The 25385-nt window shown below is 73.3% G+C and carries 23 protein-coding genes; 18 read left to right on the top strand and 5 right to left on the bottom strand.

Going from position 1 to position 25385, the window contains the following annotated elements:
- Nucleotides 1-69 precede the first annotated feature (69 nt).
- The 5 genes from ABD879_RS02430 (at nt 70) to ABD879_RS02410 (ending at nt 7065) form a co-directional block, all read left to right on the top strand.
- Nucleotides 70-1227 (top strand): glycosyltransferase family 4 protein, encoded by a 1158-nt coding sequence (locus tag ABD879_RS02430; protein WP_345016946.1) that lies wholly within the window; start codon nt 70-72, stop codon nt 1225-1227.
- Between the two features lie 99 nt (nt 1228-1326).
- A complete protein-coding gene (manB, locus tag ABD879_RS02425; protein WP_345016944.1) occupies nt 1327-2394 on the top strand; it encodes a mannose-1-phosphate guanylyltransferase in 1068 nt (355 codons plus the stop codon).
- Between the two features lie 4 nt (nt 2395-2398).
- Nucleotides 2399-3337, top strand: a complete 939-nt coding sequence (locus ABD879_RS02420; protein ID WP_345016942.1) for a DNA-3-methyladenine glycosylase family protein — start codon at nt 2399-2401, stop codon at nt 3335-3337.
- A 426-nt stretch (nt 3338-3763) separates the two neighbouring features.
- Nucleotides 3764-6322: a bifunctional FO biosynthesis protein CofGH gene (locus tag ABD879_RS02415; protein ID WP_345016940.1), complete on the top strand. Its 2559-nt coding sequence runs from the start codon at nt 3764-3766 to the stop codon at nt 6320-6322.
- Between the two features lie 185 nt (nt 6323-6507).
- Nucleotides 6508-7065, top strand: a complete 558-nt coding sequence (locus ABD879_RS02410) for a TIGR04222 domain-containing membrane protein (protein ID WP_345016939.1) — start codon at nt 6508-6510, stop codon at nt 7063-7065.
- A 405-nt stretch (nt 7066-7470) separates the two neighbouring features.
- On the opposite strand, the gene ABD879_RS02405 is transcribed toward ABD879_RS02410, so the two are convergent.
- Nucleotides 7471-8262, bottom strand: coding sequence for an ATP-binding protein (locus ABD879_RS02405; RefSeq protein ID WP_345016937.1), 792 nt, complete (start codon nt 8260-8262; stop codon nt 7471-7473).
- 149 nt (nt 8263-8411) lie between these two features.
- Here ABD879_RS02405 and ABD879_RS02400 point away from each other — a divergent pair, with 149 nt between their 5' ends.
- Genes ABD879_RS02400 through ABD879_RS02385 form a run of 4 tightly spaced genes read left to right on the top strand, consistent with a single transcriptional unit; the run spans nt 8412 to nt 9995 of the window.
- Complete coding sequence (locus ABD879_RS02400) at nt 8412-9272, top strand: helix-turn-helix domain-containing protein (RefSeq protein ID WP_345016935.1); 861 nt, start codon at nt 8412-8414, stop codon at nt 9270-9272.
- Entirely contained in the window at nt 9253-9507 is a 255-nt protein-coding gene (locus ABD879_RS02395) for a DUF397 domain-containing protein (protein WP_345016933.1), read from the top strand. Before ABD879_RS02400 ends, ABD879_RS02395 begins: the two co-directional genes overlap by 20 nt.
- 9 nt (nt 9508-9516) lie before the next feature.
- Nucleotides 9517-9810 (top strand): DUF397 domain-containing protein, encoded by a 294-nt coding sequence (locus tag ABD879_RS02390; protein ID WP_345016931.1) that lies wholly within the window; start codon nt 9517-9519, stop codon nt 9808-9810.
- Nucleotides 9798-9995: a DUF397 domain-containing protein gene (locus ABD879_RS02385; protein WP_345016929.1), complete on the top strand. Its 198-nt coding sequence runs from the start codon at nt 9798-9800 to the stop codon at nt 9993-9995. Before ABD879_RS02390 ends, ABD879_RS02385 begins: the two co-directional genes overlap by 13 nt.
- A 46-nt stretch (nt 9996-10041) precedes the next feature.
- On the opposite strand, the gene ABD879_RS02380 is transcribed toward ABD879_RS02385, so the two are convergent.
- From ABD879_RS02380 to cofD, 3 genes are all read right to left on the bottom strand, one after another.
- Nucleotides 10042-11163: a DUF2510 domain-containing protein gene (locus ABD879_RS02380; protein WP_345016927.1), complete on the bottom strand. Its 1122-nt coding sequence runs from the start codon at nt 11161-11163 to the stop codon at nt 10042-10044.
- An 86-nt stretch (nt 11164-11249) separates the two neighbouring features.
- On the bottom strand, nt 11250-12536 hold the full coding sequence (locus tag ABD879_RS02375; protein WP_345016925.1) for a coenzyme F420-0:L-glutamate ligase: 1287 nt from the start codon (nt 12534-12536) through the stop codon (nt 11250-11252).
- On the bottom strand, nt 12533-13480 hold the full coding sequence (cofD, locus tag ABD879_RS02370) for a 2-phospho-L-lactate transferase (RefSeq protein ID WP_345016923.1): 948 nt from the start codon (nt 13478-13480) through the stop codon (nt 12533-12535). Before cofD ends, ABD879_RS02375 begins: the two co-directional genes overlap by 4 nt.
- Nucleotides 13481-13606: 126 nt before the next feature.
- Here cofD and ABD879_RS02365 point away from each other — a divergent pair, with 126 nt between their 5' ends.
- The 4 genes from ABD879_RS02365 to ABD879_RS02350 all read left to right on the top strand — a co-directional run bounded on the left by ABD879_RS02365 (nt 13607) and on the right by ABD879_RS02350 (nt 20415).
- Nucleotides 13607-14566, top strand: coding sequence for a hypothetical protein (locus ABD879_RS02365; RefSeq protein ID WP_345016922.1), 960 nt, complete (start codon nt 13607-13609; stop codon nt 14564-14566).
- A 207-nt stretch (nt 14567-14773) separates the two neighbouring features.
- A complete protein-coding gene (locus ABD879_RS02360) occupies nt 14774-15037 on the top strand; it encodes a WhiB family transcriptional regulator (RefSeq protein ID WP_067907771.1) in 264 nt (87 codons plus the stop codon).
- 181 nt (nt 15038-15218) lie between these two features.
- Nucleotides 15219-18788: a glycosyltransferase gene (locus ABD879_RS02355; protein ID WP_345016921.1), complete on the top strand. Its 3570-nt coding sequence runs from the start codon at nt 15219-15221 to the stop codon at nt 18786-18788.
- Between the two features lie 184 nt (nt 18789-18972).
- Nucleotides 18973-20415 (top strand): DUF5719 family protein, encoded by a 1443-nt coding sequence (locus tag ABD879_RS02350; RefSeq protein ID WP_345016919.1) that lies wholly within the window; start codon nt 18973-18975, stop codon nt 20413-20415.
- 21 nt (nt 20416-20436) lie between these two features.
- On the opposite strand, the gene ABD879_RS02345 is transcribed toward ABD879_RS02350, so the two are convergent.
- Nucleotides 20437-20865 carry a metallopeptidase family protein gene (locus ABD879_RS02345; protein WP_345016917.1) on the bottom strand — a complete coding sequence of 143 codons (429 nt, stop codon included), beginning with the start codon at nt 20863-20865 and terminating at the stop codon, nt 20437-20439.
- A gap of 161 nt (nt 20866-21026) precedes the next feature.
- Here ABD879_RS02345 and ABD879_RS02340 point away from each other — a divergent pair, with 161 nt between their 5' ends.
- The 5 genes from ABD879_RS02340 (at nt 21027) to ABD879_RS02320 (ending at nt 25236) form a co-directional block, all read left to right on the top strand.
- A complete protein-coding gene (locus tag ABD879_RS02340) occupies nt 21027-22307 on the top strand; it encodes a sensor histidine kinase (protein WP_345016915.1) in 1281 nt (426 codons plus the stop codon).
- Nucleotides 22304-22990 (top strand): response regulator, encoded by a 687-nt coding sequence (locus tag ABD879_RS02335; protein ID WP_345016913.1) that lies wholly within the window; start codon nt 22304-22306, stop codon nt 22988-22990. The genes ABD879_RS02340 and ABD879_RS02335 overlap by 4 nt, the downstream gene beginning before the upstream one ends.
- A gap of 136 nt (nt 22991-23126) precedes the next feature.
- On the top strand, nt 23127-23513 hold the full coding sequence (locus ABD879_RS02330) for a DUF3499 domain-containing protein (protein ID WP_345016911.1): 387 nt from the start codon (nt 23127-23129) through the stop codon (nt 23511-23513).
- Between the two features lie 194 nt (nt 23514-23707).
- Nucleotides 23708-25057 carry a phosphomannomutase/phosphoglucomutase gene (locus ABD879_RS02325; RefSeq protein ID WP_345016909.1) on the top strand — a complete coding sequence of 450 codons (1350 nt, stop codon included), beginning with the start codon at nt 23708-23710 and terminating at the stop codon, nt 25055-25057.
- Nucleotides 25054-25236 carry a Trm112 family protein gene (locus ABD879_RS02320; RefSeq protein WP_345017082.1) on the top strand — a complete coding sequence of 61 codons (183 nt, stop codon included), beginning with the start codon at nt 25054-25056 and terminating at the stop codon, nt 25234-25236. The genes ABD879_RS02325 and ABD879_RS02320 overlap by 4 nt, the downstream gene beginning before the upstream one ends.
- Nucleotides 25237-25385 lie beyond the last annotated feature (149 nt).

Raw genomic sequence — 25385 nt, 5'->3', positions numbered from 1 at the left:
CGTGGGCGTAGGCTTTCGGGGGAGGAGTGATCCCCGTCACTTCCACCGAACCGGAATAGGGGTGGACCCGTGACGCATCGGATTCTGCTCGACGCCACCGCAGTGCCCGCCGACCGCGGAGCGCTCAGCCGGTACGTCGACGGCCTGCTCGGGGCGCTGCACGCACGCGGTGCCGATCTGGCGGTGGCCTGCCAGCGCGCCGACGAACGCCGCTACGCCGAGCTGGTGCCCGGCGCCCGCGTCGTGCCCGGGCCCGCGGCGCTGGCGCACCGGGCGTCCCGCCTGGCCTGGGAGCAGACCGGCCTGCCGTACGTGGCGCGGCAGGTGGGCGCCGACGTGCTGCACGTCCCGGCCTACACCCTCCCCATGTCGGCGGGCCTGCCGACGGTGGTGACCATCCACGACGTGACGGTGTTCGCCGAGCCGGGCGCGGACGACCCGATCCGCGCCACCTATATCAAGTCGGCCACCCGCACGGCGGCCAGGCGCGCCACCCGGGTGCTCGTGCCGTCCCGCGCCACCCGCGACGAGCTGGTGCGGGTGCTGGACGCCGACCCGTCCCACATCGACGTGGCCTACCACGGCGTCGACCACGAGCTGTTCCACCGCCCCTCCGAGCAGGAGGTCAAGCAGGTCTCCGACCGGCTCGGCCTGCACGGCCGCCCGTACATCGCCTACCTGGGCGCGCTGGAGCCGCGCAAGAACGTGCCGAACCTGATCCGCGGCTGGGTCCGGGCGTGCGCCGACCGCCGGGAGCCGCCCGCGCTGGTGCTGGCGGGCAGCGGCGGCTGGGACGACGAGATCGACGCGGCCCTGGCCGCCGTGCCGCACCACCTCAGGCTCGTCCGCCCCGGGTATCTGCCGTGGTCGGCGCTGCCGGGGTTCTTCGGCGGCGCGCTGGCGGTGGCCGTGCCCAGCCGCGGCGAGGGCTTCGGCCTGCCGGTGCTGGAGGCGATGGCCTGCGGCGCGCCGGTGCTGACGACGCGGCGCGGCCCGCTGCCCGAGGTCGGCGGCGACGCCGTCGCCTACACCGAGCCCGACGCCGACGGCATCGCCGAGGCGCTGGCCGCGCTGATCGACGACCCGGCGGGCCGCGCCTCCCTGGCCGAGGCCGCGTTCACCCGCGCCCGCCGCTTCACCTGGGCCGCCTCCGCCGAGGCGCACCTGGAGTGCTACCGGCGCGCCGTCGAGCAGTACGCCGGAGCCCGGGGCGCCTCGCCCGCGTGAGAGGCGATCTCGCCCTTCGCGCGCCCTGCCACTAGGCTCGCTCGGGCCTGACGCCGTGGGAGCCGGGACGCGTGACCGGCCTGTCTGGGGAGGAGCCTGTTGGAAGCCATTCTGCTGGTCGGGGGGCAGGGCACCCGGCTGCGTCCGCTGACCATCTCCACGCCGAAGCCGCTGCTTCCCACGGCAGGGGTGCCGTTCCTCGCCCACCAGCTGGCCCGCGCGCACGCGGCGGGCATCGAGCGGATCGTGTTCGCCACCTCCTACCGCGCGGAGATGTTCGAGGCCGCGTTCGGGCACCGCGCCCACGGCGTCGAGCTGGTCTACGTCAGCGAGGACGAGCCGCTGGGCACCGGCGGGGCGATCCGCAACGCGGCGCGGGCGCTGACCTGCGGGCCCGACGACCCGGTGCTGATCCTCAACGGCGACATCCTGTCCGGCCACGACATGCGCGCGCAGGTCCAGCTGCACGAGAAGACCGACGCCGTCGTCACGCTGCACCTGACCGAGGTCGACGACCCGTCCCGGTTCGGGTGCGTGCCCACCGACGGCGACGGCCGGGTCACGGCGTTCCTGGAGAAGACCCCGCATCCGGTGACGAACCGGGTCAATGCGGGCTGCTATGTGTTCCGTCGCTCGGCGATCGACGCCATCCCCGCCGACACCGTGGTGTCGGTGGAGCGCGAGACGTTCCCCGGCCTGATCGCGTCCGGGGCCGTGGTCATGGGCTACGTCGAGCCCGGCTACTGGCTGGACGTCGGCACGCCCCAGGCGTTCGTGCGGGGCTCGTGCGACCTGGTGCTGGGGCGCATGGCCTCGTCCGCCATGCCGGGCCCGCCGGGCGAGCGGCTCGTCCTCGACCGGGCGGTCGTGTCGCCGGGCGCGGTGGTGCGCGGCGGCACCGCCGTGGGCCGCGGCGCGGTGGTGGAGGCGGGCGCCACGGTGTCCGGCAGCGTCCTGCTGGACGAGGCGTTCGTCGCCGAGGGCGCCACGGTGCGCGACTCGGTGCTCAGCCGGGGCGCGCGGGTCGGGCCGGGCGCGGTGCTCGACGGGGTCGTCCTCGGCGACGGGGCCGTCGTCGGGCCGGGCAACGAGCTGCGCGGCGGCCTGCGGGTCTGGCCGGGCATCGAGCTGCCGCCCACCGCGGTCCGCTTCTCCACCGACGCCTGAGCCGATGGTCGCGCGGGCCCAGGCCGGGACGCCGGCCGTGTCGCCGACCGGGGTGCGGCGGTGGCGGCCGCCGTGGCCGCTCGACCTGCGGGCGACGCTGGATCCGCTCCGGCGCGGCCCGCACGATCCGGCGTTCCGCGTCGAGCCGGACGGCGCCCTCTGGCGCGCCTCACTGACCCCGGACGGGCCGGGCACGCTGCGCCTGCGGCTGCGGCGCGGCGTCGTCGACGCCGCGGCCTGGGGGCCGGGCGCGGCGTGGCTGCTGGACGGCGTGCCCGACCTGCTCGGGGCGGGCGACCCCGCCGAGGAGTTCCGGGCCCGGCACCCGGTGGTGCGGGAGGCGGTCCGGCTGCGGCCGGGACTGCGCGTCGGCCGGACGGGCCGGGTGTTCGAGGCGCTCGTCCCGGCGGTGCTGGAGCAGAAGGTCCCGGCCGCCGAGGCGTGGCGGGCCTGGGGCTACCTGCTGCGGCGGTTCGGGGAGCCCGCGCCCGGCACCGAGGACCTGCCGGGCGGGCCCATGCGCGTCCCGCCGCCGCCGGAGGTCTGGGCCCGGATCCCGTCGTGGGAGTGGCACCGCTCCGGCGCCGAGCCGGTCCGCGCCCGGACGATCATCGGGGCCGCCCGCGTCGCCGCCCGGCTGGAGGAGGACCCCGCCGAGCGGCGGCTGTGCTCCCTGCCGGGCATCGGGCCGTGGACGGCCGCCGAGGTGCGCCAGCGCGCCGTGGGCGACGCCGACGCCGTCTCGGTCGGCGACTACCACCTGCCCGGGCTGGTGGGCCGGGCCCTGGCGGGCCGCGAGGTCGACGACGCCGGCATGCTCGAACTGCTGGAGCCGTACGCGGGGCACCGCCATCGCGTCACCCGGCTGCTGGCGCCGTTCGGCGGCACCGGTCGGCCGCGGCGCGGTCCCCGTCTGCCCGTGCGGGACTACCGGCGGTTCTGACGGCGCGGGCGGTGCGGCGCCGCGGCAGCCAGAAGTCGCCGGGGGCCCAGTCGAGCCCGTCCCGGCTGTCGGCGCCGAACAGCGGACCGGCCACGGCGAGGCCGGCGATGGCGATGAGCACGTAGAGCATCACAAGACCCTTCGATCGCTTCGCGGGGATGCGTGTGCCCTGGCCGGGGGCTGGTTCGCGCGCGCCGACCCGGGAGGCGGGCCGTCCGCCGCCATTCCGGGCCATCCTCAGTTTGACCGCGTCCAACATTCAGGTCCAGTGAGTATTTCTGCAGCGTTCATGTAAGAGTCGCTTCACTGTGTTGGATCCGGGCGGGCGGGGAATAAGAGTGGATCGCCGGGAGCTGCCTCTTTCATCGCGTATTTCACGCCCCGTCCCATGGTCGTGGATTATGACGATTGGCATAGAGTGCCAGCATGGACGCTGGTGCTGTAACGGACTCCGCGCTCCGCCGGGCCCTCGCCCGGGCACGCGACGGCAAGACGCTCGACCTCGACGAGGCCACCACCCTGCTGCACGCCCGCGGCGCGCGGCTCGACGACCTGCTCGACCACGCCTCCCGGATCCGCGACGCCGGCCTGGCCGCCGCCGGACGGCCCGGGATCATCACCTACAGCCGCAAGGTCTTCATCCCGCTGACCCGCCTGTGCCGGGACCGCTGCGGCTACTGCACGTTCGCCACCGTGCCGCACCGGCTCGACGCCCCGTACCTCAGCCCCGACGAGGTGCTGGAGATCGCCCGCCAGGGCGCCGCGCTCGGCTGCAAGGAGGCGCTGTTCACCCTCGGCGACAAGCCCGAGGACCGCTGGCGGCAGGCCCGCGAGTGGCTCGACGCGCACGGCTACGACGACACCCTGTCCTACGTGCGGGCGATGGCCATCCGCGTGCTGGAGGAGACCGGGCTGCTGCCCCACCTCAACCCCGGCGTGCTGTCCTGGCGCGACTTCCAGCGGCTCAAGCCGGTCGCGCCGTCCATGGGCATGATGCTGGAGACCACCGCGACCCGGCTGTTCAGCGAGAAGGGCGGCCCGCACTTCGGCTCCCCGGACAAGGACCCCGCGGTGCGGCTGCGCGTGCTGGAGGACGCCGGCCGCACCAACGTGCCGTTCACCACCGGGATCCTCATCGGCATCGGCGAGACGCCCGCCGAGCGCGTCGACGCGATCTTCGCGATCCGCCGGACGATGCGCGAGTACGGGGCGATCCAGGAGGTGATCGTCCAGAACTTCCGCGCCAAGCCCGACACCAAGATGCGCGACACCCCCGACGCCGAGCTGGAGGAGCTGGCCGCCGCCATCGCGGTCACCCGGCTCGTCCTCGGCCCCAAGGCGCGCATCCAGGCGCCCCCCAACCTCGTCGACGACCAGTACGCCCTGATGCTGCGCGCCGGCATCGACGACTGGGGCGGCGTGTCACCGCTCACGCCCGACCACGTCAACCCCGAGCGCCCCTGGCCGCAGATCGACGAGCTCGCCGCCAAGACCGCCGCCGCGGGCTTCCAGCTGCGCGAGCGCCTCACCATCTACCCCGAGTACCTCAAGCGCGGCGAACCGTGGCTCGACCCCCGGCTGAGCGCGCACGTCGCCGCACTCGCCGACCCCGCCACCGGCCTGGCCCGCGAGGACGCCGTGCTCCAGGGCCGCCCCTGGCAGGAACCCGACGGCGGGCTGGAGTCCGCCGGCCGCACCGACCTGCACGTGGAGATCGACACCGTCGGCCGCACCGGCGACCGCCGCGAGGACTTCGACTCGGTCTACGGCGACTGGGACGCCCTGCGCGAACGCATGACCGCCCCGCAGCGCTTCGACGCCGACGTCAAGGCCGCGCTCGCCGCCGCCGAGTCCGACCCCGCCGGGCTGACCGACGACCAGGCCCTCGCCCTCCTGCACGCCGACGGCCCCGAACTGGACGCCCTGCAGAAGATCGCCGACGACCTGCGCCGCGAGGCGGTCGGCGACGACGTCACCTACATCGTCACCCGCAACATCAACTTCACCAACGTCTGCTACACCGGCTGCCGGTTCTGCGCGTTCGCCCAGCGCCGCACCGACGCCGACGCCTACTCGCTGTCGCTGGCGCAGGTCGGCGACCGCGTCGACCAGGCGTGGGAGGCGGGCGCCACCGAGATCTGCATGCAGGGCGGCATCCACCCCGACATGCCCGGCACCGCGTACTTCGACCTCGCCCGCGAGGTCAAGCGCCGCGCCCCCGGCATCCACCTGCACGCCTACAGCCCGATGGAGGTCGTCAACGGGGCGTCCCGCTGCGACATGTCGATCCGCGAGTGGCTCCAGGAGGCCAAGGCCGCCGGGGTCGACTCGCTGCCCGGCACCGCCGCCGAGATCCTGGACGACGACGTCCGCTGGGTGCTCACCAAGGGCAAGCTGCCCACCGACCAGTGGATCGAGGTCGTCACCACCGCCCACGAGATCGGCCTGCCGACCACGTCCACGATGATGTACGGCCACGTCGACACGCCCGCGCACTGGGTGGCCCACATCAAGCTGATCCGCTCCATCCAGGAGCGGACGGGCGGCTTCACCGAGTTCGTGCTGCTGCCGTTCGTGCACCACAACTCGCCCATCTACCTGGCCGGGCTCGCCCGTCCCGGCCCGACCGCCCGCGAGAACATCGCGGTGCACGCCCTCGCCCGCATCCTGCTGCACGGCGCCGTCCCCAACATCCAGACATCCTGGGTGAAACTGGGCGACGAGCTGTGCGCCCGGGTGCTGCGCGGCGGCGTCAACGACCTCGGCGGCACGCTGATGGAGGAGACGATCAGCCGCATGGCCGGCTCGGAGAACGGCTCGTTCAAGACCATCAGCTCCCTGGAGGCCATCGCCGCCAAGGCGGGCCGCCCCGCCCGCCAGCGCACCACCCTGTACGGCGAGGTCCCCGAAGAACGCATCCAGGCCGCCCGCCGCACCGACGGCGTCGGCCACTTCGGCCGAAACCTGCCGCTCGTCGGCACCTGACCGGCCCGGCCCGGGGGCGTTTCCGGACGGCGCCCCCGGGCCCGCGGGTCCCGTGCCGCACGTCGTGGAAGGGGCGGCTGGTGCATCTGGTTGAGGTGGACGACAATGCGCCTGATTGTCAGGCGCATCAGGGTCGACGGTCCCCGACATGACCGATATGTCGGCTGGATGCGGGAGGTGGTCCCGTGCAGGAAGCGGGACTCGATCGCTACGAGCTGGCTTATCTGTGCGGCGGGGGCGAGCGTGTGGCGATGGTCGCGCTGGTGGCGCTGTGCCGGGACGGCCGTGTGCGCATCACCTCGGATCGGCACCGCGTCCACACGGTGCGGGCGGAGGCCGATGACGCGGTCTGTGGGCCGTCCTTGACGCGATTCCCGATGTCGGGCGGGTGCTCGGACGGCACCATACCGATGGTCGGCGAGTCGAACGCCGTGCGCGACGTCGCCGACGGCCTGCGCGAGCGCCGTCTTCTTCCCAGCTCGCGACTCGGACGGCTGTGGCAGTGGCGGCGCGTGCGCGCCCGGAGGCGGATCAAGGACGAGGCGGCTCGGGGCGGCGCGGCCGACGAGCTGGAGCGCATCGCGGTCGCCGGTGCGTCGGCCATTGTCGATGGCGAGCTGCGGAAGATCTTCCAGACCCACGTCTGGGAGCCCCCGGTGAACGTCAAGCCGCTCGACGACGGCACGCCGCGCGGCGGACCCGACCCGGCCTTTCAGTACGACCCGCCCTCAACCGGCATCTGAAGCACCTGGCGTACCAGAGGCGGACGGACTGCATTCTCACAGGGTGAGGGGAAACGCATCTGGCCGTCAGGGGAGCGAGCGAACGACAGCCGACCGCGGTAGGCCCTGGGGCGCGTCCGGTGGATCATGGTGGCTTCGCAGCGGCGCGGTGGCCGAGGTGCTGCGGTGGCCGGGCCCGGCGCCGGGGTGGCGGTGCCGCGCTTCGCATCGGGCCGGTCGGTGGTTTTCGGCCACATTGCGGTACCGGCGGGGCGGCTGGAGGCGGACACGCGGCCGCCGATATCCACCGGACACCCTAGGACAGTGCGGTTGAGGTTGTGACACCCGGCAGCCGCGCGGCTTCGCCGGCCTTCGGCAGTTCGGGCGGCTGCTCGTCGTCCCGCTGTGACACCGTGGGCCCTTCCTTCACGTGGAGTCCGGGCTTTGGGACTGGTCGAAGATGTGCAGCACGTGTTCGGCGGTTTCCTGCAGGTCGATGAGCGGATGGCGGTGGTGGACGCCGTCGCCGCCGGTCCACGAGAACGCCTCGTGACACACCCAGATGTTGAGGGCCGCGGTGCTCACGACGGAGATACCGGTGACGTCACTGCACCGGGCGGCGGTGATTCCGCGGCTGGAGAGATGCGTTGTCAGGTGCTGGGCGGCAACCGCCGGTGGGATGCGGTGAGGGGGTCGCGGCCATGGGGAGGGCAGCGGCAGGGAGAACCACACCGCCTTCCCGGAGATCGGCGGCGAGACCAGTCGTGACCGCGTACGCCGCCAGCCCCATGCCGCCGTGAGGGCTTCGACGATGCCGAGCCCCCTGCCGTGCGTGCTGGACACGTCCTCGGGGCGCGCCTGCGGGGTCACCTCCGGGACGGCATCGAACACGGCGGCGACGAACTCCGGCCGCGGCGCCGTACGGGCCCAGACCCACAGTTCGGGGCCGACGAGGTGGCCGGCGGGGCTTCGGTTGGCGCGGTAGGGGCTGATCGCGTGCCAAAGGGCGTTGGTGGCCAGCTCGCTCACCGCCAGCGCCCCGTCGTCGATGCTGGCCGCCGGGAACCGGAGCGTCCGCATCACCGAGCCCAGCGCCGACCGGGCCTGGGCAGCGCAGCCGGCGTCCGCCGAGAGCCGCCAGGCGCACGCACCGCCGTGCGGAAGGTTCAGGGGGTTGCCGCTCATCATCGGGTCGCCTCCGTGGGGTTGCCACGTCATGCGGCGAGGATCACTACGCTCTGTAGTGACTTCGATACGGAGTCATGGTAGCCATGAATATTCATGAGCACCATGAATGATTCAAACATCGTGGCCTTATGTGGCCATCTGTGTTCGCAGCGTCGATCTAGAGCGGGAGGATTCGTCCGATGTCAGCAGCGAAGTCAGCCCCCACGTACGCACCCTCGGTGCGGGCTCGCAGGTTGGCGAGGAGTCTCAAGGAGGCGCGGCAGCGAGCAGGGCTCACAGCCGTACAAGCGGCGAGCAGGCTGGGCTGGAGTCAGCCCAAAGTGAGTCATATTGAGAACGGTCGGACCAAGCCGGGCGTAGGAGACGTCGAGGTGATGCTCAACCTCTATGGCATCTCGAGTCCCGAGCGAGAGGCGCTACTCGCGCTCGCTCGGGAGGCTGGACAGCGCGGCTGGTGGACCCACTATGCCGATGTCTTCACTGGCAGCTACGTGGCGTTGGAGGATGAAGCATCACTCATTTGCGAGTGGGAGGCCCAGTTCATACCTGGTTTGCTTCAGACGCAGGACTATGCTCGTGAAGTAATCAGGGCGGGACGGCCGCACAGCAAAGAGTCCGATGTCCGTCGGCGAGTCATGGCAAGGATGGCGCGTCAGACCGTGCTTCGTAGGGAGCCGAATGCCCCACGGCTACACGTCGTCCTCGACGAAGCGATCCTGCGGCGGCCGATCGGTGGCTGGGATCTGATGAAGGATCAGTTGCGGTATCTCTCCAAAGAGGGCAGGCGTCCTAACGTCACCCTCCAGGTGCTCCCGTTCTCGGCGGGTACGCATCCTGGTCTGGAGGGGCCGTTCATCGTGTTGAGCTTCCCCGAAGAAGCAGATCCGGACGTAGCCTACACCGAGGGAATCTACGGTGATGTTTACCTAGAAAGCCCGGCAGAGGTCGACCGCTGTACCACCGCTTTTAAACAGCTTTGCGATGTGGCGCTCAGTCCTGAAGAGTCCATAGTGTTGATCGATGCCGCCGCCGAAGATTAGAGAGGTTGCTCAAGTTATGTTCGGTTCCGATGTCAATTCAGGGGTCTCCATGTGGCGGAAAAGCAGTCACAGTGGTAGTGGAAATGCGTGCGTCGAGGTGGCTGATCTGCGGTCGGCGGGCGTCGCTGTCCGTGACTCCAAGGACCCGTCGGGCCCGGTGCTGATGTTCGGTCGGTCGGAGTTCGTCAGGCTCGCCGAGGCTATCCGTCGAGGCACGTTCGATCTGGAGAGATAGCCTCCGAGGATGCACGACATCTCGTGGCCGAAGACTGCGTGTAGTCAGGGCACCGGGTGCGAATTTGTTGAGGTCGCGCCTGTTTCCTTGTCGGCTGGTAGGTGGCGTAAGGCCAGTCGGAGCACGGGGAGCGGTGAGGACTGTGTCGAGGTTGCTCGCGTGCGGCGAGGCGTCGCTGTCCGTGACTCCAAGGACCCGTCGGGCCCGGTGCTGACGTTCGGTTGCTCAGAGTTCGTCAGGTTCGCCGAGGCGGTCCGCCTGGGCACGTTCGATCTGGAAGGCGGCCTCGAATGCTGGAAATGATCACGTGGCGGAAGTCTTCGTACAGCCAGGGCGCAGGGGTTGAGTGCGTCGAGGTTGCTCGCGTGCAGCCGGGCGTCGCGGTGCGTGATTCCAAGGATCCCTCCGGGCCGGTGCTGACTTTCCGGCGTCGGGAGTTGAGGGTGTTCTTCGGGGCGATCAAAGCCGGGACCCTTGATCTTCGGTGACGCTGTTCCACGCGGCTGATATCTCGGCGTCGCCCTGCGGTGGTGGTCAGGCCGGGGGTAGGGTGTCGCGGAGGTGGTGGGCGCGTCGGGTCAGGGGGAGGGGGAACTCGCCCTCGGAGGCGGCTTTTTCGAGGTGGGTTTCCACTGCGGTGAGCAGGTCGGGGCCCAACCCCAGGTGGACGGCGTACGCGTCCGCGTCGTGGTCCGTGGAGGTTTTCGCGAGCCGGTGCAGGGCCGCCGCGGCGTAGGCGAGGGCGGTCGGGAGCGCCGCGAGCAGGGTGACGGACGCGGCGACGGCGACCAGCAGGAAGACCAGGACGAAGCCGATCGGGCGCTGCCACGCGACGGCGCGTTTCCACATGGGGACGACCGGCGACCACACGGTCCGCAGCACCCAGCACAGGATCCGGCTCGGCACCGTGAGGTGGGTCGCGACGAACACGGGCAGCGCCTGCAGGCCGCGCTGGTGCCCCAGTTCGTGGGCGAGAACCGCCTCCAGGTGCGGTGCGGGCAGTGACGCGGCGTGCGTGGTGACCGCCACGATCCCCCGAACCGACGTGCACGCGTTCAGGTCGTCCGAATCGGTGACCATGAGCCGGTACCGCTCGTCGGGGAGCCCGGCGCGGTCCAGCAGGCTGCGCCACGGCCGCCGCAGGCCGGAGCGCTCGGAGCCGGTCGGTTCGCGGCAGCCGCGGGTCCGGGCGGTCCACGACCGGGCCGCCGGAAGGAACGTCAGCAGCGCGAGCCCGCACCAGGCGGCGAACGGCACCGCCGCGCCCCACGGCGGCCGGGCCAGGTACGCCGCGTAGGTGAGCGGGCCCACGATCGCGGCCTCCCCCGCAAGGGCCACCACGGTCGTGGCCAAACTCACCGTCATCGGCCACACCCCCGGACGGTGCGGGCCCTCCGCGACGGGCGCCTTCGGCCGGGGACGCGCGCTGAGCCCCTTCTCCGGCAGGCTCCCGCGCCCCGAGGCGCTCCCGGACCCCCGGGACCGGGTCAGCGTCTTGCGGGCGGGACGGCGGGGGGCCGGGGGCGCCACGTGCTCGGTCATGACGCCGGCCTTGCCGGTCCACGGGCGCGACTTGTCCGTCCAGCTCTGGCCGTCCCAGTACCTTTCGCGCCCCATCAACTGCGGATCCGGGTACCAGCCGGGTGGTGCGCTCACCGAGCCCTGCCTCCCCACAACAGGGATTGATCAGCAGACAGTAGGCTGACGCACCGCCCGATGCAGCGTCAACGCCCTTGTGGGAGTCAGCGGACCTCGATGAACGCGTCGGGGGAGCGGGGCGGCCGTTCGCGGGGCGGGGCGGCGGCGCGGCCGATGCCCACGGCGCCCATCGGGTCCCAGTCGGCGGGCAGGTCCAGGGTCTTGCGGACGACGTCGCGGCAGAACATCGTGCTGGACACCCAGCAGGAGCCCAACCCCTCCACCGCCAGCGCGACGAGGAGGTTCTGCACCCCGGCGCCCGCGGCGACGACGAACATCTCGCGTTCCGCCTGGGAGCGGCGCTCGTCGGGGTAGTCGTGCGAGCCGTCCATCACCAGGCACGGCACCACCAGGTAGGGGGCGCGGCGCAGCACGTCGCCCCGGCGCAGGCGCTTGGCGATCGACTCGTCGGAGAAGCCGTCGCGGCGCAGGTCCGCCTCCCAGGCGTCGCGCATGGCGTCCAGCAGGCGCACCCGCGACTCGGGCGACTCCAGCAGGACGAACCGCCACGGCGTGGTGTGGTGCGGCGCGGGCGCGGTGATCGCGGCGGCGACCGCCCGGCGCACGGCGGCCGGGTCCACCGGGTCGGAGGTGAACTCGCGGATGGTGCGCCGGGCGTGGAGGACGTCGGCGGAGCCGTACCGGAACATGTCCTCCGAGGCGCGACGCACCAGCGCCCGGGCGCCCGGCCCGTCGTCCTCGGTGACCAGCGAGGCCAGGCCCCGGACGACGGCGACCGGCACACCGTCGAGCTTGCCCTTGACCAGTTCGGCCGCGGACGCCAGCTCGTCGGCGACGGCGGTGATCGTCGCGTCCAGGCGGTTGCCGTACGCGTCGTCGCGGCCGCGCAGGTCGTGCAGGGGCGCCAGGCCGGCCGCGCCGATCGCCACGTCGGTCAGGCCGTTGCGCCACGGACGCCCGAACGTGTCGGACACCAGGACGGCCACGTTCAGCCCCGTGCGCTCCCGGAGGCCGGCGCGGATGCGGCGCGCGGAGGCGTCCGGGTCCTCCGGAAGCAGCAGCACCGTGCCGGGGGCGGTGTTGGACGCGTCCACCCCGGCGGCGGCGAGCACCAGCCCCTGACGGGTCTCGACGATGCGGGTCTCGCCGCGCGCGTGGCGGCGCCGGGCGACCACGCGGACCGTCTCGGCGTCGATCGCCTTCTCCCGGTCGGCGGCGACCAGCACCCGTCCCTCGGCCTTGCTGACGATCTTGGATGTGACGACGACGATGTCGCCGTCGGCGAGGGCGTCCGCGGGCAGCAGGGCCGCGATGTCGGTGCCCTCGGTGACCTCCGGCAGGCCGGGGATGCCGAAAACCTCCAGCTTCATGCGGCGTCCTTCGTCAGTTCGCGGGCCAGGTCGAGGGCGGCGCCGGCGATGTCGGCGGCGGCGCGTTCGTCGGTCATCAGCAGCGGCCGGGACCGCACGGCGATGCCGGGCACCTGCACGCCGGCGTCGGTCTCGTCCACCAGCCAGCCGTCCAGCAGGTCCGGGCCGTAGTGGGCGGCCACCGCCGCGGCCGAGGTCTCCACCCCGATCGCGGTCAGGCAGGCGTCGGCCATGCCCCGCACCGGCGCCCCGCCGATGATCGGCGACACGCCGACGACGGTGCGGGCCGCCACCGCGTCGCGGATGCCGGGGACCGACAGGATCGTCCCGATGCTCACCACCGGGTTGGACGGCGGGAACAGCACCACGTCGGCCTCCTGGATCGCGTCCAGAACGCCGGGGGCGGGCTTGGCGTCGTCCGCGCCCACCGCCGCGATCGACCGGGCCGGGACGGACGCCCGCAGCCGCACCCACCACTCCTGGAAGTGGATCGCGCGCCGCCCCTTGTCGTCCTCGATGACGACGTGGGTCTCGACCTGGTCGTCGGTCATCGGGATCAGCCGCACGCCCGGCTTCCACCGGTCGCACAGGGCCTCGGTGACCGCCGACAGCGGGTAGCCCGCGGCGAGCATCTGGGTGCGCACGATGTGGGTGGCGAAGTCGCGGTCGCCCAGGCCGAACCAGCTCGGCCCCACCCCGTAGGCGGCCAGCTCCTCCTTGACGGTGAAGCTCTCGTCGGCGCGGCCCCAGCCCTGCTCCTCGTTGATGCCGCCGCCGAGGGTGTACATCACCGTGTCCAGGTCGGGACAGACCCGTAGCCCGAAGAGCGATATGTCGTCACCGGTGTTGCCGATGACGGTGATCTCCGCATCCGGGGCCGCCAGCCGCAGCCCGCGCAGGAAGCGGGCCCCGCCGATGCCGCCCGCCAGCGCCACGATCTTCATGCGCCCAGCCTAGGCGGCTGCGGAGGCGGTCCGGCCCGCAGGGCGGGGCGGTTTCGGGATGAGACGGCGGGGCACGCGATGTGCAAAGCTTTGCGGAACAACCCATTGCGTACGTCTGGAGAGGTCGTGGTGAACACCGAAGCCGTCCGACGTCTGCGTGAACCGGCCGCCTGGATTTTGGTCGCCGCCGCCGGACTGCAATTGCTCGCGGGCATCATCATGTTGTTCATCGGCGGGGGTGACGGCTTCAAGTACCGGGCGTACGCCGAGGCCGGCGACGGCTTCTTCACCCACGTGACGGTGGTGGCGCTGGCCGTCCTGGCGGTCGTGCTGACGACCTGGGGCCCGGCGCCCTCCCCGCAGGCCCGCACCATCACCATGGGCGCGCTGGGCGTGCTCGGCGGCGTCGCCCTCTTCGGCGTGATCGCGCTGCTGGGCTCGCTGTTCGTGGACTCCCATTACGCGGGCGCGGGCTCCAAGCTGGCCGTCTTCCTCTACTGCGCGGCCAAGCTCGCGGTCGTCGGCGCGGGCGGCTGGTTCGTCCTGACGGTGTTCCAGGGCATGCAGCCCGTCCGTCCCCAGGGCGTGGCGCAGGTGCCCCAGGGCTACCCCGACTTCGGCTACCAGCAGGGGCAGCAGGTCCCGCCCGGGCAGCCGGGGCAGCCTGGTCAGCCGCAGCCGTTCGCCCAGCCGTACCAGCAGCAGCCCTACCAGCAGCCGGGCTACCCGCAGCAGTACGGGCAGCCCCAGGGCTTCCAGCAGCAGGCGCCGGGGCAGCCCGGTGCGCCCGGCCAGCCGCCGGCCCAGCCGGGGCAGCCCCAGCCCGGCCAGGCGCAATTCGGGCAGGGGCAGTTCGGGCAGGCCCAGCCCGGCCAGCAGCCGTACGGCCAGAGCGGCGGCGCCCGGCAGCAGGACTCCGACAGCGACGAAGTCGGCGAGTGGACGCGCGCATACGGCGGCGGTTCGAGCCAAGAGGGCAAGCCGCCCGCTCAACCCGGCTATGGTTCCCAGCAGGGTTCGCAGCCGGGCGAGCAACGGTCCGATGAGGGCGGCGACTGGTACCGCGACAACCGCCCCTCACAGTGACCTACGGCGCGTTTATCTGATCTCCGTGCCAAAGCCGATCGCGGCGATACCCAAAAAACCCTCTTTGTCCCCTCGGAAACTGGTTCCGCTTGACGGACCGGGCGCTACACGCGTGTAATTTCGTGGGTGTAGTTCTATGCCTTCTCGGGGGATGGAGCTCGAGGGAAGGCAGTGACCAGGGGGGCTCCACGGGCTAGGAGGTGCGCTGTGAGCGAGGTGGTCATCCCGCTGGCGCACGGCACAGAGGGCGAAGAGTTGGGCTGGCAGGAGCGCGCACTGTGCGCGCAGACGGACCCGGAGGCATTTTTTCCGGAGAAGGGCGGCTCCACTCGCGAAGCCAAGAAGGTGTGCCGCGCATGCGAGGTCCGGGCCGAGTGCCTGGAGTACGCGCTGCAGCATGACGAACGTTTCGGTATTTGGGGGGGACTGTCGGAACGGGAGCGCCGCAAGCTGAAGCGACAGGCCGTCTGACGAAGACCCCTCCCCGGAACCCCGGAGCCGGGGACGGCCGAAGGCGGCGCCGCGCAATTCGCGGCGCCGCCGATCCGGGGAGATCTGGGACGCATCCGCTAGGGCGCGCGTACAGTTGTCAGCCGTGTCGGCCCCCGGCCGGCACGGCTGCTGACTGTCGACCCACAGATCGAGCGGACCCTTGTCGCCCACTGTCGATCGCCACATCGTCACGGCGGTCCTCGTCGCCCACGACGGCGCGCGCTGGCTCCCCGAGACGCTGAAGGCGCTGCTGACACAGACGCGGCCGGTGCAACGCCTCGTCGCCGTGGACACCGGGAGCCGCGACCGCGGCCCGGCCGTGCTGGCCGAGGTCGCCGGCACCGGCAACGTGCTGACCCTGCCCCGCGACACCGGTTACGGCCGCGCCGTCGCCGAGGCCCTGCGGCACCCCGCCGCGACCCTCGCCGTCCCCGACGACCGGCCCGGCGAGCCCCGCACCGAATGGGTGTGGCTGCTGCACGACGACTCCGCCCCCGCACCCGACGCGCTTGCGCTGCTGCTGCGCGCCGCCGACGCCGACCCCCGCGCCGCGGTGCTCGGCGTCAAGGCCCGCGACTGGTACGACCGCCGCATGCTGCTGGAGCTCGGCGTGTCCATGGACGGCGCGGGCCGCCGCGAGACCGGCCTGGACCGGCACGAACTGGACCAGGGGCAGCGCGACGGCGTCCGCGACGTGCTGGCCGTCGGCAGCGCCGGGATGCTGGTGCGCCGCGACGTGTGGGACCGGCTCGGCGGCTTCGACGCCGACTTCGGGCTGTTCCGCGACGACATCGACTTCTGCTGGCGCGTGCACGCCGCCGGGCACCGCGTCCTCGTCGTCAGCGACGCCGTCGTCTACCACGCGCAGGCCTCCCACAGGGGGCTGCGCGACATCGGCATGTTCGCCGAGTCCCGGCGCCGCCGCGACCGCCGCAACGCCCTCTACACCCTCCTGGCGAACGCGCCCCTGGGGGCCGCGGCGCGCATTCTCGTGCGCAACCTCCTCGTCGCCCTGGTGCGGGCGCTGTACCTGACGATCCTCAAACGGCCGCAGGACGCACGCGACGAGCTGGCGGCGCCGGCCGACGTGCTGCGCGCGCCGCGGCGGCTCCGCAGGGCGCGCAAGGCGCGGGCCGAAGGGCGCAGGCACGTCTACCGCAGCGTCCGACGCCTCATGCCCCGCCGTGTCGCGCTCCGCCGCCTCTACGAGCACGTCCTCAACCGCCTGTCCGGGCGCGACGACGAGGACGAGGCACCGGCCCCCGAGGGCCCCGGGCGCGTGCGGCGCGTGCTGACCCGCCCCGGCGTCATGCTCGTGCTCGCCCTCACCGCCGTGTCCCTGGCCGCGGAACGCTCACTGCTCACCGCCGGCGGGCGTCTCGGCGGGGGCGCGCTCGTGCCCGCCTCGGGGGGAGCCGGCGACCTGTGGGCGCAGTACGTGTCCGGCTGGCATCCCGTGGGGCTGGGCTCCGATGCAGGAAGCCCCCCGTACGTGGCGGTGCTGGCGGCGTTGTCCACGGTGCTGTTCGGCAAGCCCTGGCTGGCGATGGCCCTGCTTCTTCTGGCGAGCGTGCCGTTGGCGGGGCTGACGGCCTACCACGCCTCGCGCACCCTGATGACGCAGCTGCCGCGTATAGGCCGCAGGGCGCGCGGACGACGCGTGCCCGGTGCAGCCGTCCGGGTGTGGTTCGCCGCCTCCTACGCGCTGCTGCCATCGGCGACCGGGGCGGTCTCCAACGGACGGTTCGGCACGTCCGTCGTCATCGTGCTGCTGCCCCTCATCGCCGTCCAGGCCATGCGCCTCTACGGCCTGCCGCGGGGAGCGGTCGACGCGCGCCGCGCCGACCGCGCCGCCTGGGCGGTGGCGTTCCTGCTGACGGTCGCGATGGCGTTCGTACCGCTGACGTGGCTGCTGGCCCTGGCCGCCGGGGCGCTGTCGTGGGTGCTGCTCGGCGGCCCCCGCGTACGCACCCGCCTGGCCATCGCCCTGGGCGTGCCGCCGCTGCTGCTCCTGCCGTGGACGGTCGGCCTCCTGCTGCACCCGTCGCGGTTCCTGCTGGAGGCGGGCCTGCACAACGCGGCACGGCCCCTGCCGACCGCCCACGACCTGCTGACGCTGAACCCCGGCGGCCCGGGCGCCCCCGCCCGTTGGACCATGTACGGCCTCGTGGCGGTCGCGCTGTGCGCCCTCCTGCTGCGGGGGCGCCGCACCCTCGTCGCGGCGGGCTGGGCGCTGGGCATCTTCGGGCTGCTCACCGCGATCCTCGTCAGCGCCGTCACCGTCACCAAGGGAGCCGACCATGCGCCCGCCTGGCCCGGCGTGGCGCTGACCTTCGCCGCCGCCGGAATCCTGCTCGCGGCCACGGTCGCCGTGCGGCGCGCCGCGGAGGTCTTCGGCGGCCACCTCGTCGCCACCGCCGTCGGCGGCCTCATCGGGGTCGCCGCCGTGGCGACACCCCTCCTCGCCGCAGGGCACTGGGTTCTGCAGGGCGCCGAGGGGCCCGTCGGCCGCGTCCCCCGCACGGTTCCGCTGTTCGTCGACGCCCCGACGGGCCCGCGCACTCTGGTGCTGCACCGTGAACGCGACGGGCGCGTCTCCTACACCGTCCTGCGCGGCACCGAGCCGAGCCTGGGCGAGAACGAGACGCCCGGCCCCGACCACCTGCGGGACGTGGTGGCCGCACTGGCCGCGGGACGTGTGGGCGACGGCTCCAAGCTGACCCGCATGGGCATCCAGTACGTCCTGGTGCCGCGCCCCGCCCGCGACGCCCTCACGCCGGTCCTGGACGCCAACCCCGAGCTGACCCGCCTCAACCGCACCGGCGCCTACGGGGTCTGGCGGCTGCAGCCGCCGGCCGGCCGCCTGATGCTCCTGGACGGCCGGAACGTCACCCCGCTGCCCGCCGGGCGCACCGACGCCCACGTCCGCATCCCCCCGGGCAACGGCACCCGGACCCTCCTGCTGGCCGAACCCGCCGACGGCGGCTGGCGCGCCACCCTCGACGGACGCGACCTCAAGGGCAAGACCGTGGACGGCTGGGCGCAGGGCTACGACATCCCCGCCTCCGGCGGGACGTTCGACCTCTCCCGCAGCATGACGCTGCGCCACACCTGGGTCGCCCTCCAGGCCGTCGCCGTCCTGGTGGTGGCCGCTCTCGCCCTCCCCGGCACCCCCGAGGCGCCCGCCCCCGTGTACCGCCGCCGCCCCCGCCGCCCCGTCTCCGCGGACCCCGACACCACCCCCGCAGACGACCGCTCAGAGAAAGACCGCGCCGCCACCCCGGACGGCGAGACCACCAACGAGCCCTACCCCCTCGCCCCCAAGGGCCCGTCCTCCCAGACACCCCCGTACGGGCTTCCCACGCCCACAAGCCCCCCGGGACACCACACTGAGACCACAACACCCAACCCCGCCCACCAGCCGCAGACGGCCGCACCCGACGAACACCCGACACGCGACGATGAGCCCCGCACGGACACGGCCGCCACGCAGGCCCTCCCCTCACATCACGCGACCGCCCCAGCCGACCCGACCTCCCCGCAGGTCACCGGCCCGCATGACGAGGTGACCGCGGGGCGCGGCGGGGTCTTTGCCCGCGCCGCCAAGGCGGCCTCGTTCGCTGAGCGTTTCCCTCTCCGCAGGACCTTCGCCCGGCGTGCCGAAGGCGCCTCGCCCGGAAAGGCGGGCGCCGGTGAGCGGCGTGCGGATGTTGCGGAGGAGCGGCGGTGAGTGTGGCCTCGGTTCTGGTGACCGCCGGGCGCGGCAGGGTGTTCGCCCGTGCTGCCAAGACGTTCTCGTTCTGCGAGCACTTTTCCCTTCGCAGGACCTTCGCCTGGCGTGCCGCAGATGCTTCCGCCGGGAGGGCGGGTGCCGGTGAGCGGGGTGCGGATGTGGCGGAGGAGCGGCGGTGAACATGGACAGGGTTCTGCGGTTCCTCGGGTTCCGGTACGCGACGGCCGTGCTCGTGGCGCTGGCGCTGGTGGCCCTGTACGGGCTGGCGTCGCTGTCGCGGCCCGAAGGGACGGCCGGGGCGGCCAAGGCGGTCTCCGCGCCCGTCACGTCCGCCGTGGCGGTGTGCCCGGCCGGGGAGAGCGGCCGGTTGAGCCTTCTGTCGGCGTCCCGTACCCGGTCGGCCGGGCGCGTGGACGTGGTGGAGACGCAGGACGGCAGCGCGGTCGTCTCGTCGCAGTCGCCCGGGGCGTTCTGGATGAAGGACGGCCTCAAGAGCGACCAGAAGTCGTACACGGTGCGGGCCTCGGGGGCGCTGGCGCCCGGGCTCGAGGCGGAGCGCACCACGCATTGGCCGCGGGGCGCCGACCGCGGCCTGGCGGGCATGCGATGCGCACGGCCCGGCACGGACCTGTGGTTCGTGGGGCCGGGCCCCGTGGCAGCCGAACGCATCGAGCTGTACCTCACCAACGTGGACGCCCAGCCCGCCTCCGTGGACGTCACCGCGCTGTCCGGGGAAGGGCCGCTCGACACCACCGACGGCAGGGGCGTCCCCGTCGAGCCCTACAGCACCAAGGTCGTGCGCATAGGCGACCCGGGGGACGGGCTGGGGGACGTGGTCGCCTCGGCCCGGGACCTCTCCCTGCGGGTGCGCGCCGCCACCGGGCGGGTCGCGGCGGCCGTGCGGGTGCGGATCGACAAGGGCAAGGGCATCGAGTGGCTCCCGCAGGCGCAGCAGCCCGCCACGTCGCTGGTCGTGCCGGGGGTGCCCGGCGGGAGTGGGCGCAGGCAGCTTCTGGTGGCCGTTCCAGGGGAGGAGGACGCCCGCATACGGGTGCGAGTGGTCACCGCCAAGGGATCGTTCGCCCCCCAGGGGCAGGACGTGCTCGACGCCCCCGCCGAGACGGTCACGGCCCTGGACCTCGACCGCGCTCTGTCGGGGAAGGCCGCCGCCGTACGGCTGGAGTCCGACAAGCCCATCGTCGCCGGGTTCGCGGCCGAGCGCGGCGCCGACGTGGCCTATGGGGCGGCGGTGGCACCCCTGGGTGCGGACGGCGGTGTGGTGGCCGAGAACCGGTTCGACGCCTCGCTGATCCTCACCGCCCCCGGCGCCGCGGCCACCGTGCGCGTCACCCCCGTCGGTCCGGCGGGCCCCGGCAGCGCGCGGGAGGTGAAGGTTCCGGCCGGAGGGACAGCCGAGGCGAAGCTCACCGCGCCCAAGGGCGCCGAGGACGGGTTCGGGGTGCTGCTCGCGCCGAGCTCGGGTTCCGGCCCCGTCTACGCGGCCCGGGTCCTCGCCACGGGCAAGAAGGACGACGCCCTGCTCACCGTCCTGCCGGTCGAGCCCGCCTGGACGACCATGCGGATGCCCCCCGCCGCGGACTCCCAGCGCGCCCTGATCCCCTAGGCCGGACCTGGAAAAGACCGGTCAGTCGTCGGGGGAGTCGTAGCTGGGGTCCACCGACTCGGGGGAGAGCCCGAGGAGGTCGGCCACCTCCTCGACGAGGGCGTCCCGGACGATCTGCGCCAGCTCGCGTTCGCCGCTGCCCCGGGCCTCCACGGGCCGCCGGAACACCACGATGCGCACGGGGCGCCCCGCCGCGCCGGGGCGGGTCTGGGCGAGCGGCACCGGGCCGTCGAACCACGGTTCGAGCTCGGGGACCTCTTCGACGGCGAACTCCACCCGGGCCAGTTCGCGCCCCCAGCGCTGCCCGAGACGGCGCACCTCGTCGGCGACGAGGTCGTCGAAGCGTTCGGCGCGGGTACGGGACAGGGGCGCCTGAGGGGGCGCCAGAGGGCCGCGGAGGCCGCGACCGTGCCGGTCGCGGCGCCGTACGCCTGCCACACGGGATCGCACGTCACCAAGACTACCCCTCAGCCCGCGACGCCCTCCCGCCCTGTGCGAGCAGGGCCGCACGCCCCCGGCGGCGGCCCTCCGGAGGGGCCGCGGACGCGACCGCGGGATATCGGGCGCTTCATGTACCTCTGCTGCGAATGCAGTGGTTAGAGTTACTGAGCGTGGCACACAGACCCACGTGGCCGATGGTGCGGGGACCCGCCTGGTCGCGGCTGGGGATGACCTTCCAGCTGCTCATGTTGTTCCGGGGCCTGTTGCTGGCGATGGCGCTGGTGCTCATGCCCGCCTCCCGCCTGGACCCGGGGTTCGCGCTCGCCGTGGCCGCGCTGGCCGCCGAAACCGCGCTCGCGGCGGCCGCCTGGCGCACCGTCCTGCCCTGGCTGCGGCGCCGGCCCGTGCTGTGCTGCCTGGACGGCCTTCCGGCGTACTGGGTGCTCGCCGAGGGCGGCGTCTACGGGGAGTTCTTCCCGCTGACCGTCATGACCTCGGGCATCGCGGGCGTGCTGTACCCGTGGCGGCGGGCCCTTCCGGTGTGCGCCGTGCAGGTCGTGCTGTGCCTGCTGGCCATGGCGTCCGAGCCCGCGCACGGGACGGGCACGCTGCTCGGCCTGCCCGCCTTCTACCCGCTGACCGCCTGCGCCGGGGCCATGCTGCGCCGCCTGCTCGCCCAGTACGCGGCGGCCGAGGAGGAGAGGCGCCGCATCGAGACGGCGGTGGCCGCGGCGGCCGAGCGCACCCGGCTGGCCCGGGAGATGCACGACTCGCTCGCCAAGACCCTGCAGGGCATGGTCATGTCGGCGGCGGCGCTGCCGGTGTGGATCCGCAAGTCCCCCGACCGCGCCGAACGCGACGCCCGCCACCTGGTGTCCGCGCTGGAGACCGCCACGCGCGAGGCCCGCGGGCTGATCGCCGACCTGCGGGAGGAGGCGTACGGGCTGCCGCTGCCGCTGGCCGTGCGGCGGGTCGCCGTGGAGTGGAGCCGCTCCAGCCGGGTCGCCGCGCGCACCGACCTGGCCGAGGCGGCCGGGGCGATGGACGCCCCCACCGTGGTGCGCCACGAGGTCGTCGCGGTGCTCAAGGAGGCCCTCACCAACGTCGAACGGCACGCCTGCGCCGACCGCGTGGAGGTGCGGCTGCGGTGCGCCGCCGGACGCCTGGAGCTGACGGTGCGCGACGACGGGGCGGGCTTCGCGCCCCCGCCCGACGGCGCCGTGCACCTGCTGGCGCGCGAAGGGCACTACGGGCTCGTCGGCATGGCCGAGCGCGCCCGCCGGGTCGGCGGCGCGCTCACCGTGGACTCCGCCCCCGGCGAGGGGACCACCGTCACGATGACGCTTCCCTGGCCGTACGGCTCCGCCGACCCCGACGCCTGGACGTCCTGGACGGCGGCGGACGACCTCGCCGTGGCCGCGGGGCCCTCGCCCGTTCGGGAGCGGCAGTGAGCGGTGCAGGCGTCCGCCGTGTACGCGCACTGGTGGTGGACGACAACCCCGTCGTGCGGGCCGGGCTCGTCGCCCTGCTGGAGGCGGGGGACGTGCACGTCGTCGGCGAGGCCGTGGACGGGGACCACGCGCTGGAGGAGGCCAGGCGGCTGCGTCCCGACATCGTCCTGCTGGACGTGCGCATGCCCGGCGTCGACGGGCTGGCCGCCGTCGCCCCGCTCAGCGCCCTGGCCAAGGTGCTCATGCTGTCCTACGACACCGACACGGAGGTGATCGGCACGGCGATCCGCGACGGCGCGTCCGGCTACCTGGTGCACGGCTCGTTCGCCGCGGAGGAGCTGGTGGCCGCGGTCCACGACACGGTCGCGGGACGGGCCAGCCCGCTGTCCCCGGCGGCGAGCAAGGCCGTGGTGGAGGCGCTGCGCCGCGCGACCGGCGGCGCGGCTGCCGAACCGGCCCCCGACCGGCACGCGCTGGGCCTGTCGCCGCGCGAGGCCCAGGTCATGGAGCTGATCGCACGCGGCCACGCCAACCGGGAGATCGCCCTGGCGCTGGTCGTGTCGGAGAACACCGTCAAGAACCACGTCAACCGGATCTTCGCGAAGATGGGCGTGCGGACCCGGGGAGCGGCCATCGCGCGCTGGCTCGGCACCGCCGGTTCGCCGCCGTCCGCGCACCGCTGACCGCCGCCGCGGTGTGATGCTCATCGCACCGGCCGGTGCACGGAATGTAGTTGTTCTCGCGTAATTAGGCCGGTAGTGGCGACACGTACCCCCGGGTGGTGGCGGAGTCGGCGGGAGCGGGGTACGGTCGGCCATCGTGAGCCCCGTCCGCATCTGCTCCCGCACCGCCTGCAAGGCGCCCGCAGTTTTCACGCTCACGTACGTCTACCGCGACTCCACCGCGGTCCTGGGGCCGCTCGCGACGTACGCGGAGCCGCACTGCTACGACCTGTGCGCAGAGCACTCCGAGCGGCTCACCGCCCCCATGGGCTGGGAACTGGTACGGCTCCCGGTGGAGGAGCAGACCGAGCCCAGCGCCGACGACCTGGAGGCCCTGGCCGACGCCGTGCGCGAGGCCGCCAAGCCCGTGCCGGGAACGCGACACGAACCTGTCGGGCAGGGTACCGAGATCGGCCGCCGGGGGCATCTGCGGGTGCTGCGTTCCGAACCCTCCGAGCCCCGCCAGAAGACGGGGCAGGACTGACCCCCGTCCCTGTCGTGCCGCCCCCGGGTGTGTCGTTCGTCCTGGTCGGCGGCTGATCGGCGCGTTCCGGGTATGCGGCGGGGCGAGCGCCGGGGGGCGGTGCGGTCCCGCCCGGTAGGCTCGTGGCCTGGCGCCGAAAGCCAGGGATCGTCCCCCCGCAGGGGCGAGCACAGCGATTCGGACAGGGAGCAGGAGTGGGCGATCTCGACAAGATCTTCAAGGCGTACGACATCCGGGGCGTCGTACCGGAGGAGCTCGACGCCGAGACCGCCGAGGCGGTGGGGGCGGCCTTCGTGCGGGTGACGGGCGCCGACGCCGTGGTCACCGCGCACGACATGCGGGCCTCCTCGGTGCCGCTCGCCGAGGCGTTCGCGCGCGGCGCCACCGCCCAGGGCGCCGACGTCATCGAGGCGGGGCTGGGCTCGACCGACATGCTCTACTACGCCAGCGGCAGCCTCGACCTGCCCGGCGCGATGTTCACCGCCAGCCACAACCCCGCCAAGTACAACGGGCTGAAGCTGTGCCGGGCGGGCGCCAAGCCGGTCGGCCGCGACACCGGGCTCACCGAGATCCGCGAACTGGTCGAGAAGGGCGTCCCCGCCTATGACGGGCCGCGCGGCACCGTCTCCTCGCGCGACCTGCTCAAGGGGTACGCCGAGCACCTGAAGACGCTGGTGGACCTGTCGGGCGTCCGGCCGCTCAAGGTCGTGGTGGACGCGGGCAACGGCATGGGCGGGCACACCGTCCCGGTGGTGTTCGAGGGCCTGCCGTTCGAGCTGGTGCCGCTGTACTTCGAGCTGGACGGCACGTTCCCCAACCACGAGGCCAACCCCATCGAGCCGGAGAACCTGCGCGACCTGCAGGCCAAGGTCCGCCAGACCGGCGCCGACATCGGGCTGGCCTTCGACGGCGACGCCGACCGGTGCTTCGCGGTGGACGAGCGCGGCGAGATCGTCTCGCCGTCGGCGATCACCGCGCTGGTGGCCGTGCGGGAGCTGGCCAAGCACCCCGGCGCGTCCATCGTGCACAACCTGATCACCTCCAGGGCCGTGCCGGAGATCGTCGCCGAGCACGGCGGCACCCCGGTGCGCACCCGGGTCGGCCACTCGTTCATCAAGCAGACGATGGCCGAGACCGGCGCGGTGTTCGGCGGGGAGCACTCGGCGCACTACTACTTCCGCGATTTCTGGTTCGCCGACTCGGGGATGCTGGCCGCGCTGCACGTGCTGGCCGCCCTCGGCCGGTCGGACCGGACGCTGTCGCAGCTGCTGGCCGAGTACGGCCGCTACCCGTCGTCCGGCGAGATCAACAGCGAGGTGGCCGACCAGGCCGCGGCCACCGCCCGGGTCCGCGCGGCGTTCGAGGGGCGGCCCGGCGTCACCATCGACGAGCTGGACGGCCTCACCGTCGGCACCGGCGACTGGTGGTTCAACCTGCGGCCGTCCAACACCGAGCCGCTGCTGCGCCTGAACGCCGAGGCGTCCGACGAGCGGACCATGGCCGAGATCCGCGACGAGGTGCTGGCGATCGTGAGGGGGAACTGACCGTGAAGCTCGACGACTGGCTGCTGGAGATCCTGGCCTGCCCCAACTGCAAGGGCCCGCTGCGTCCCGACGAGAAGGCCGCCGAACTGGTGTGCGGCGGCGACTGCGGCTACGCCTACCCGGTCCGCGACGACATCCCGGTGCTGCTGGTGGACGAGGCCCGCGCCCCCGCGTCCTGACCGCGCGCGACCCCGCCGTACGCGACCGGCCGCGACAGCGCCCGCGACTGCGGATGATCTCGGGGCTTTTGCCCGGAACGCCAGGGCGGGCGTGCGCGTCCGGAATGGTGGCGGCCGCGGCGAGGCCCGGACGCCGGTACACGGTGGGA

The organism is Actinomadura keratinilytica, from assembly GCF_039539665.1.
GTDB lineage: Bacteria > Actinomycetota > Actinomycetes > Streptosporangiales > Streptosporangiaceae > Spirillospora > Spirillospora keratinilytica.
This window is presented reverse-complemented; position numbering and strand designations above follow the sequence as displayed.

Coding starts and splice junctions, on each gene's coding strand:
- ABD879_RS02400 (WP_345016935.1), top strand. CDS start 8,412: ATGTCAGCAGCGAAGTCAGCCCCCACGTACGCACCCTCGGTGCGGGCT.
- ABD879_RS02395 (WP_345016933.1), top strand. CDS start 9,253: ATGCCGCCGCCGAAGATTAGAGAGGTTGCTCAAGTTATGTTCGGTTCC.
- ABD879_RS02375 (WP_345016925.1), bottom strand. CDS start 12,536: ATGAAGCTGGAGGTTTTCGGCATCCCCGGCCTGCCGGAGGTCACCGAG.
- ABD879_RS02420 (WP_345016942.1), top strand. CDS start 2,399: ATGGTCGCGCGGGCCCAGGCCGGGACGCCGGCCGTGTCGCCGACCGGG.
- ABD879_RS02415 (WP_345016940.1), top strand. CDS start 3,764: ATGGACGCTGGTGCTGTAACGGACTCCGCGCTCCGCCGGGCCCTCGCC.
- ABD879_RS02385 (WP_345016929.1), top strand. CDS start 9,798: ATGCTGGAAATGATCACGTGGCGGAAGTCTTCGTACAGCCAGGGCGCA.
- ABD879_RS02405 (WP_345016937.1), bottom strand. CDS start 8,262: ATGACGTGGCAACCCCACGGAGGCGACCCGATGATGAGCGGCAACCCC.
- ABD879_RS02390 (WP_345016931.1), top strand. CDS start 9,517: ATGCACGACATCTCGTGGCCGAAGACTGCGTGTAGTCAGGGCACCGGG.
- cofD (WP_345016923.1), bottom strand. CDS start 13,480: ATGAAGATCGTGGCGCTGGCGGGCGGCATCGGCGGGGCCCGCTTCCTG.
- ABD879_RS02350 (WP_345016919.1), top strand. CDS start 18,973: ATGGACAGGGTTCTGCGGTTCCTCGGGTTCCGGTACGCGACGGCCGTG.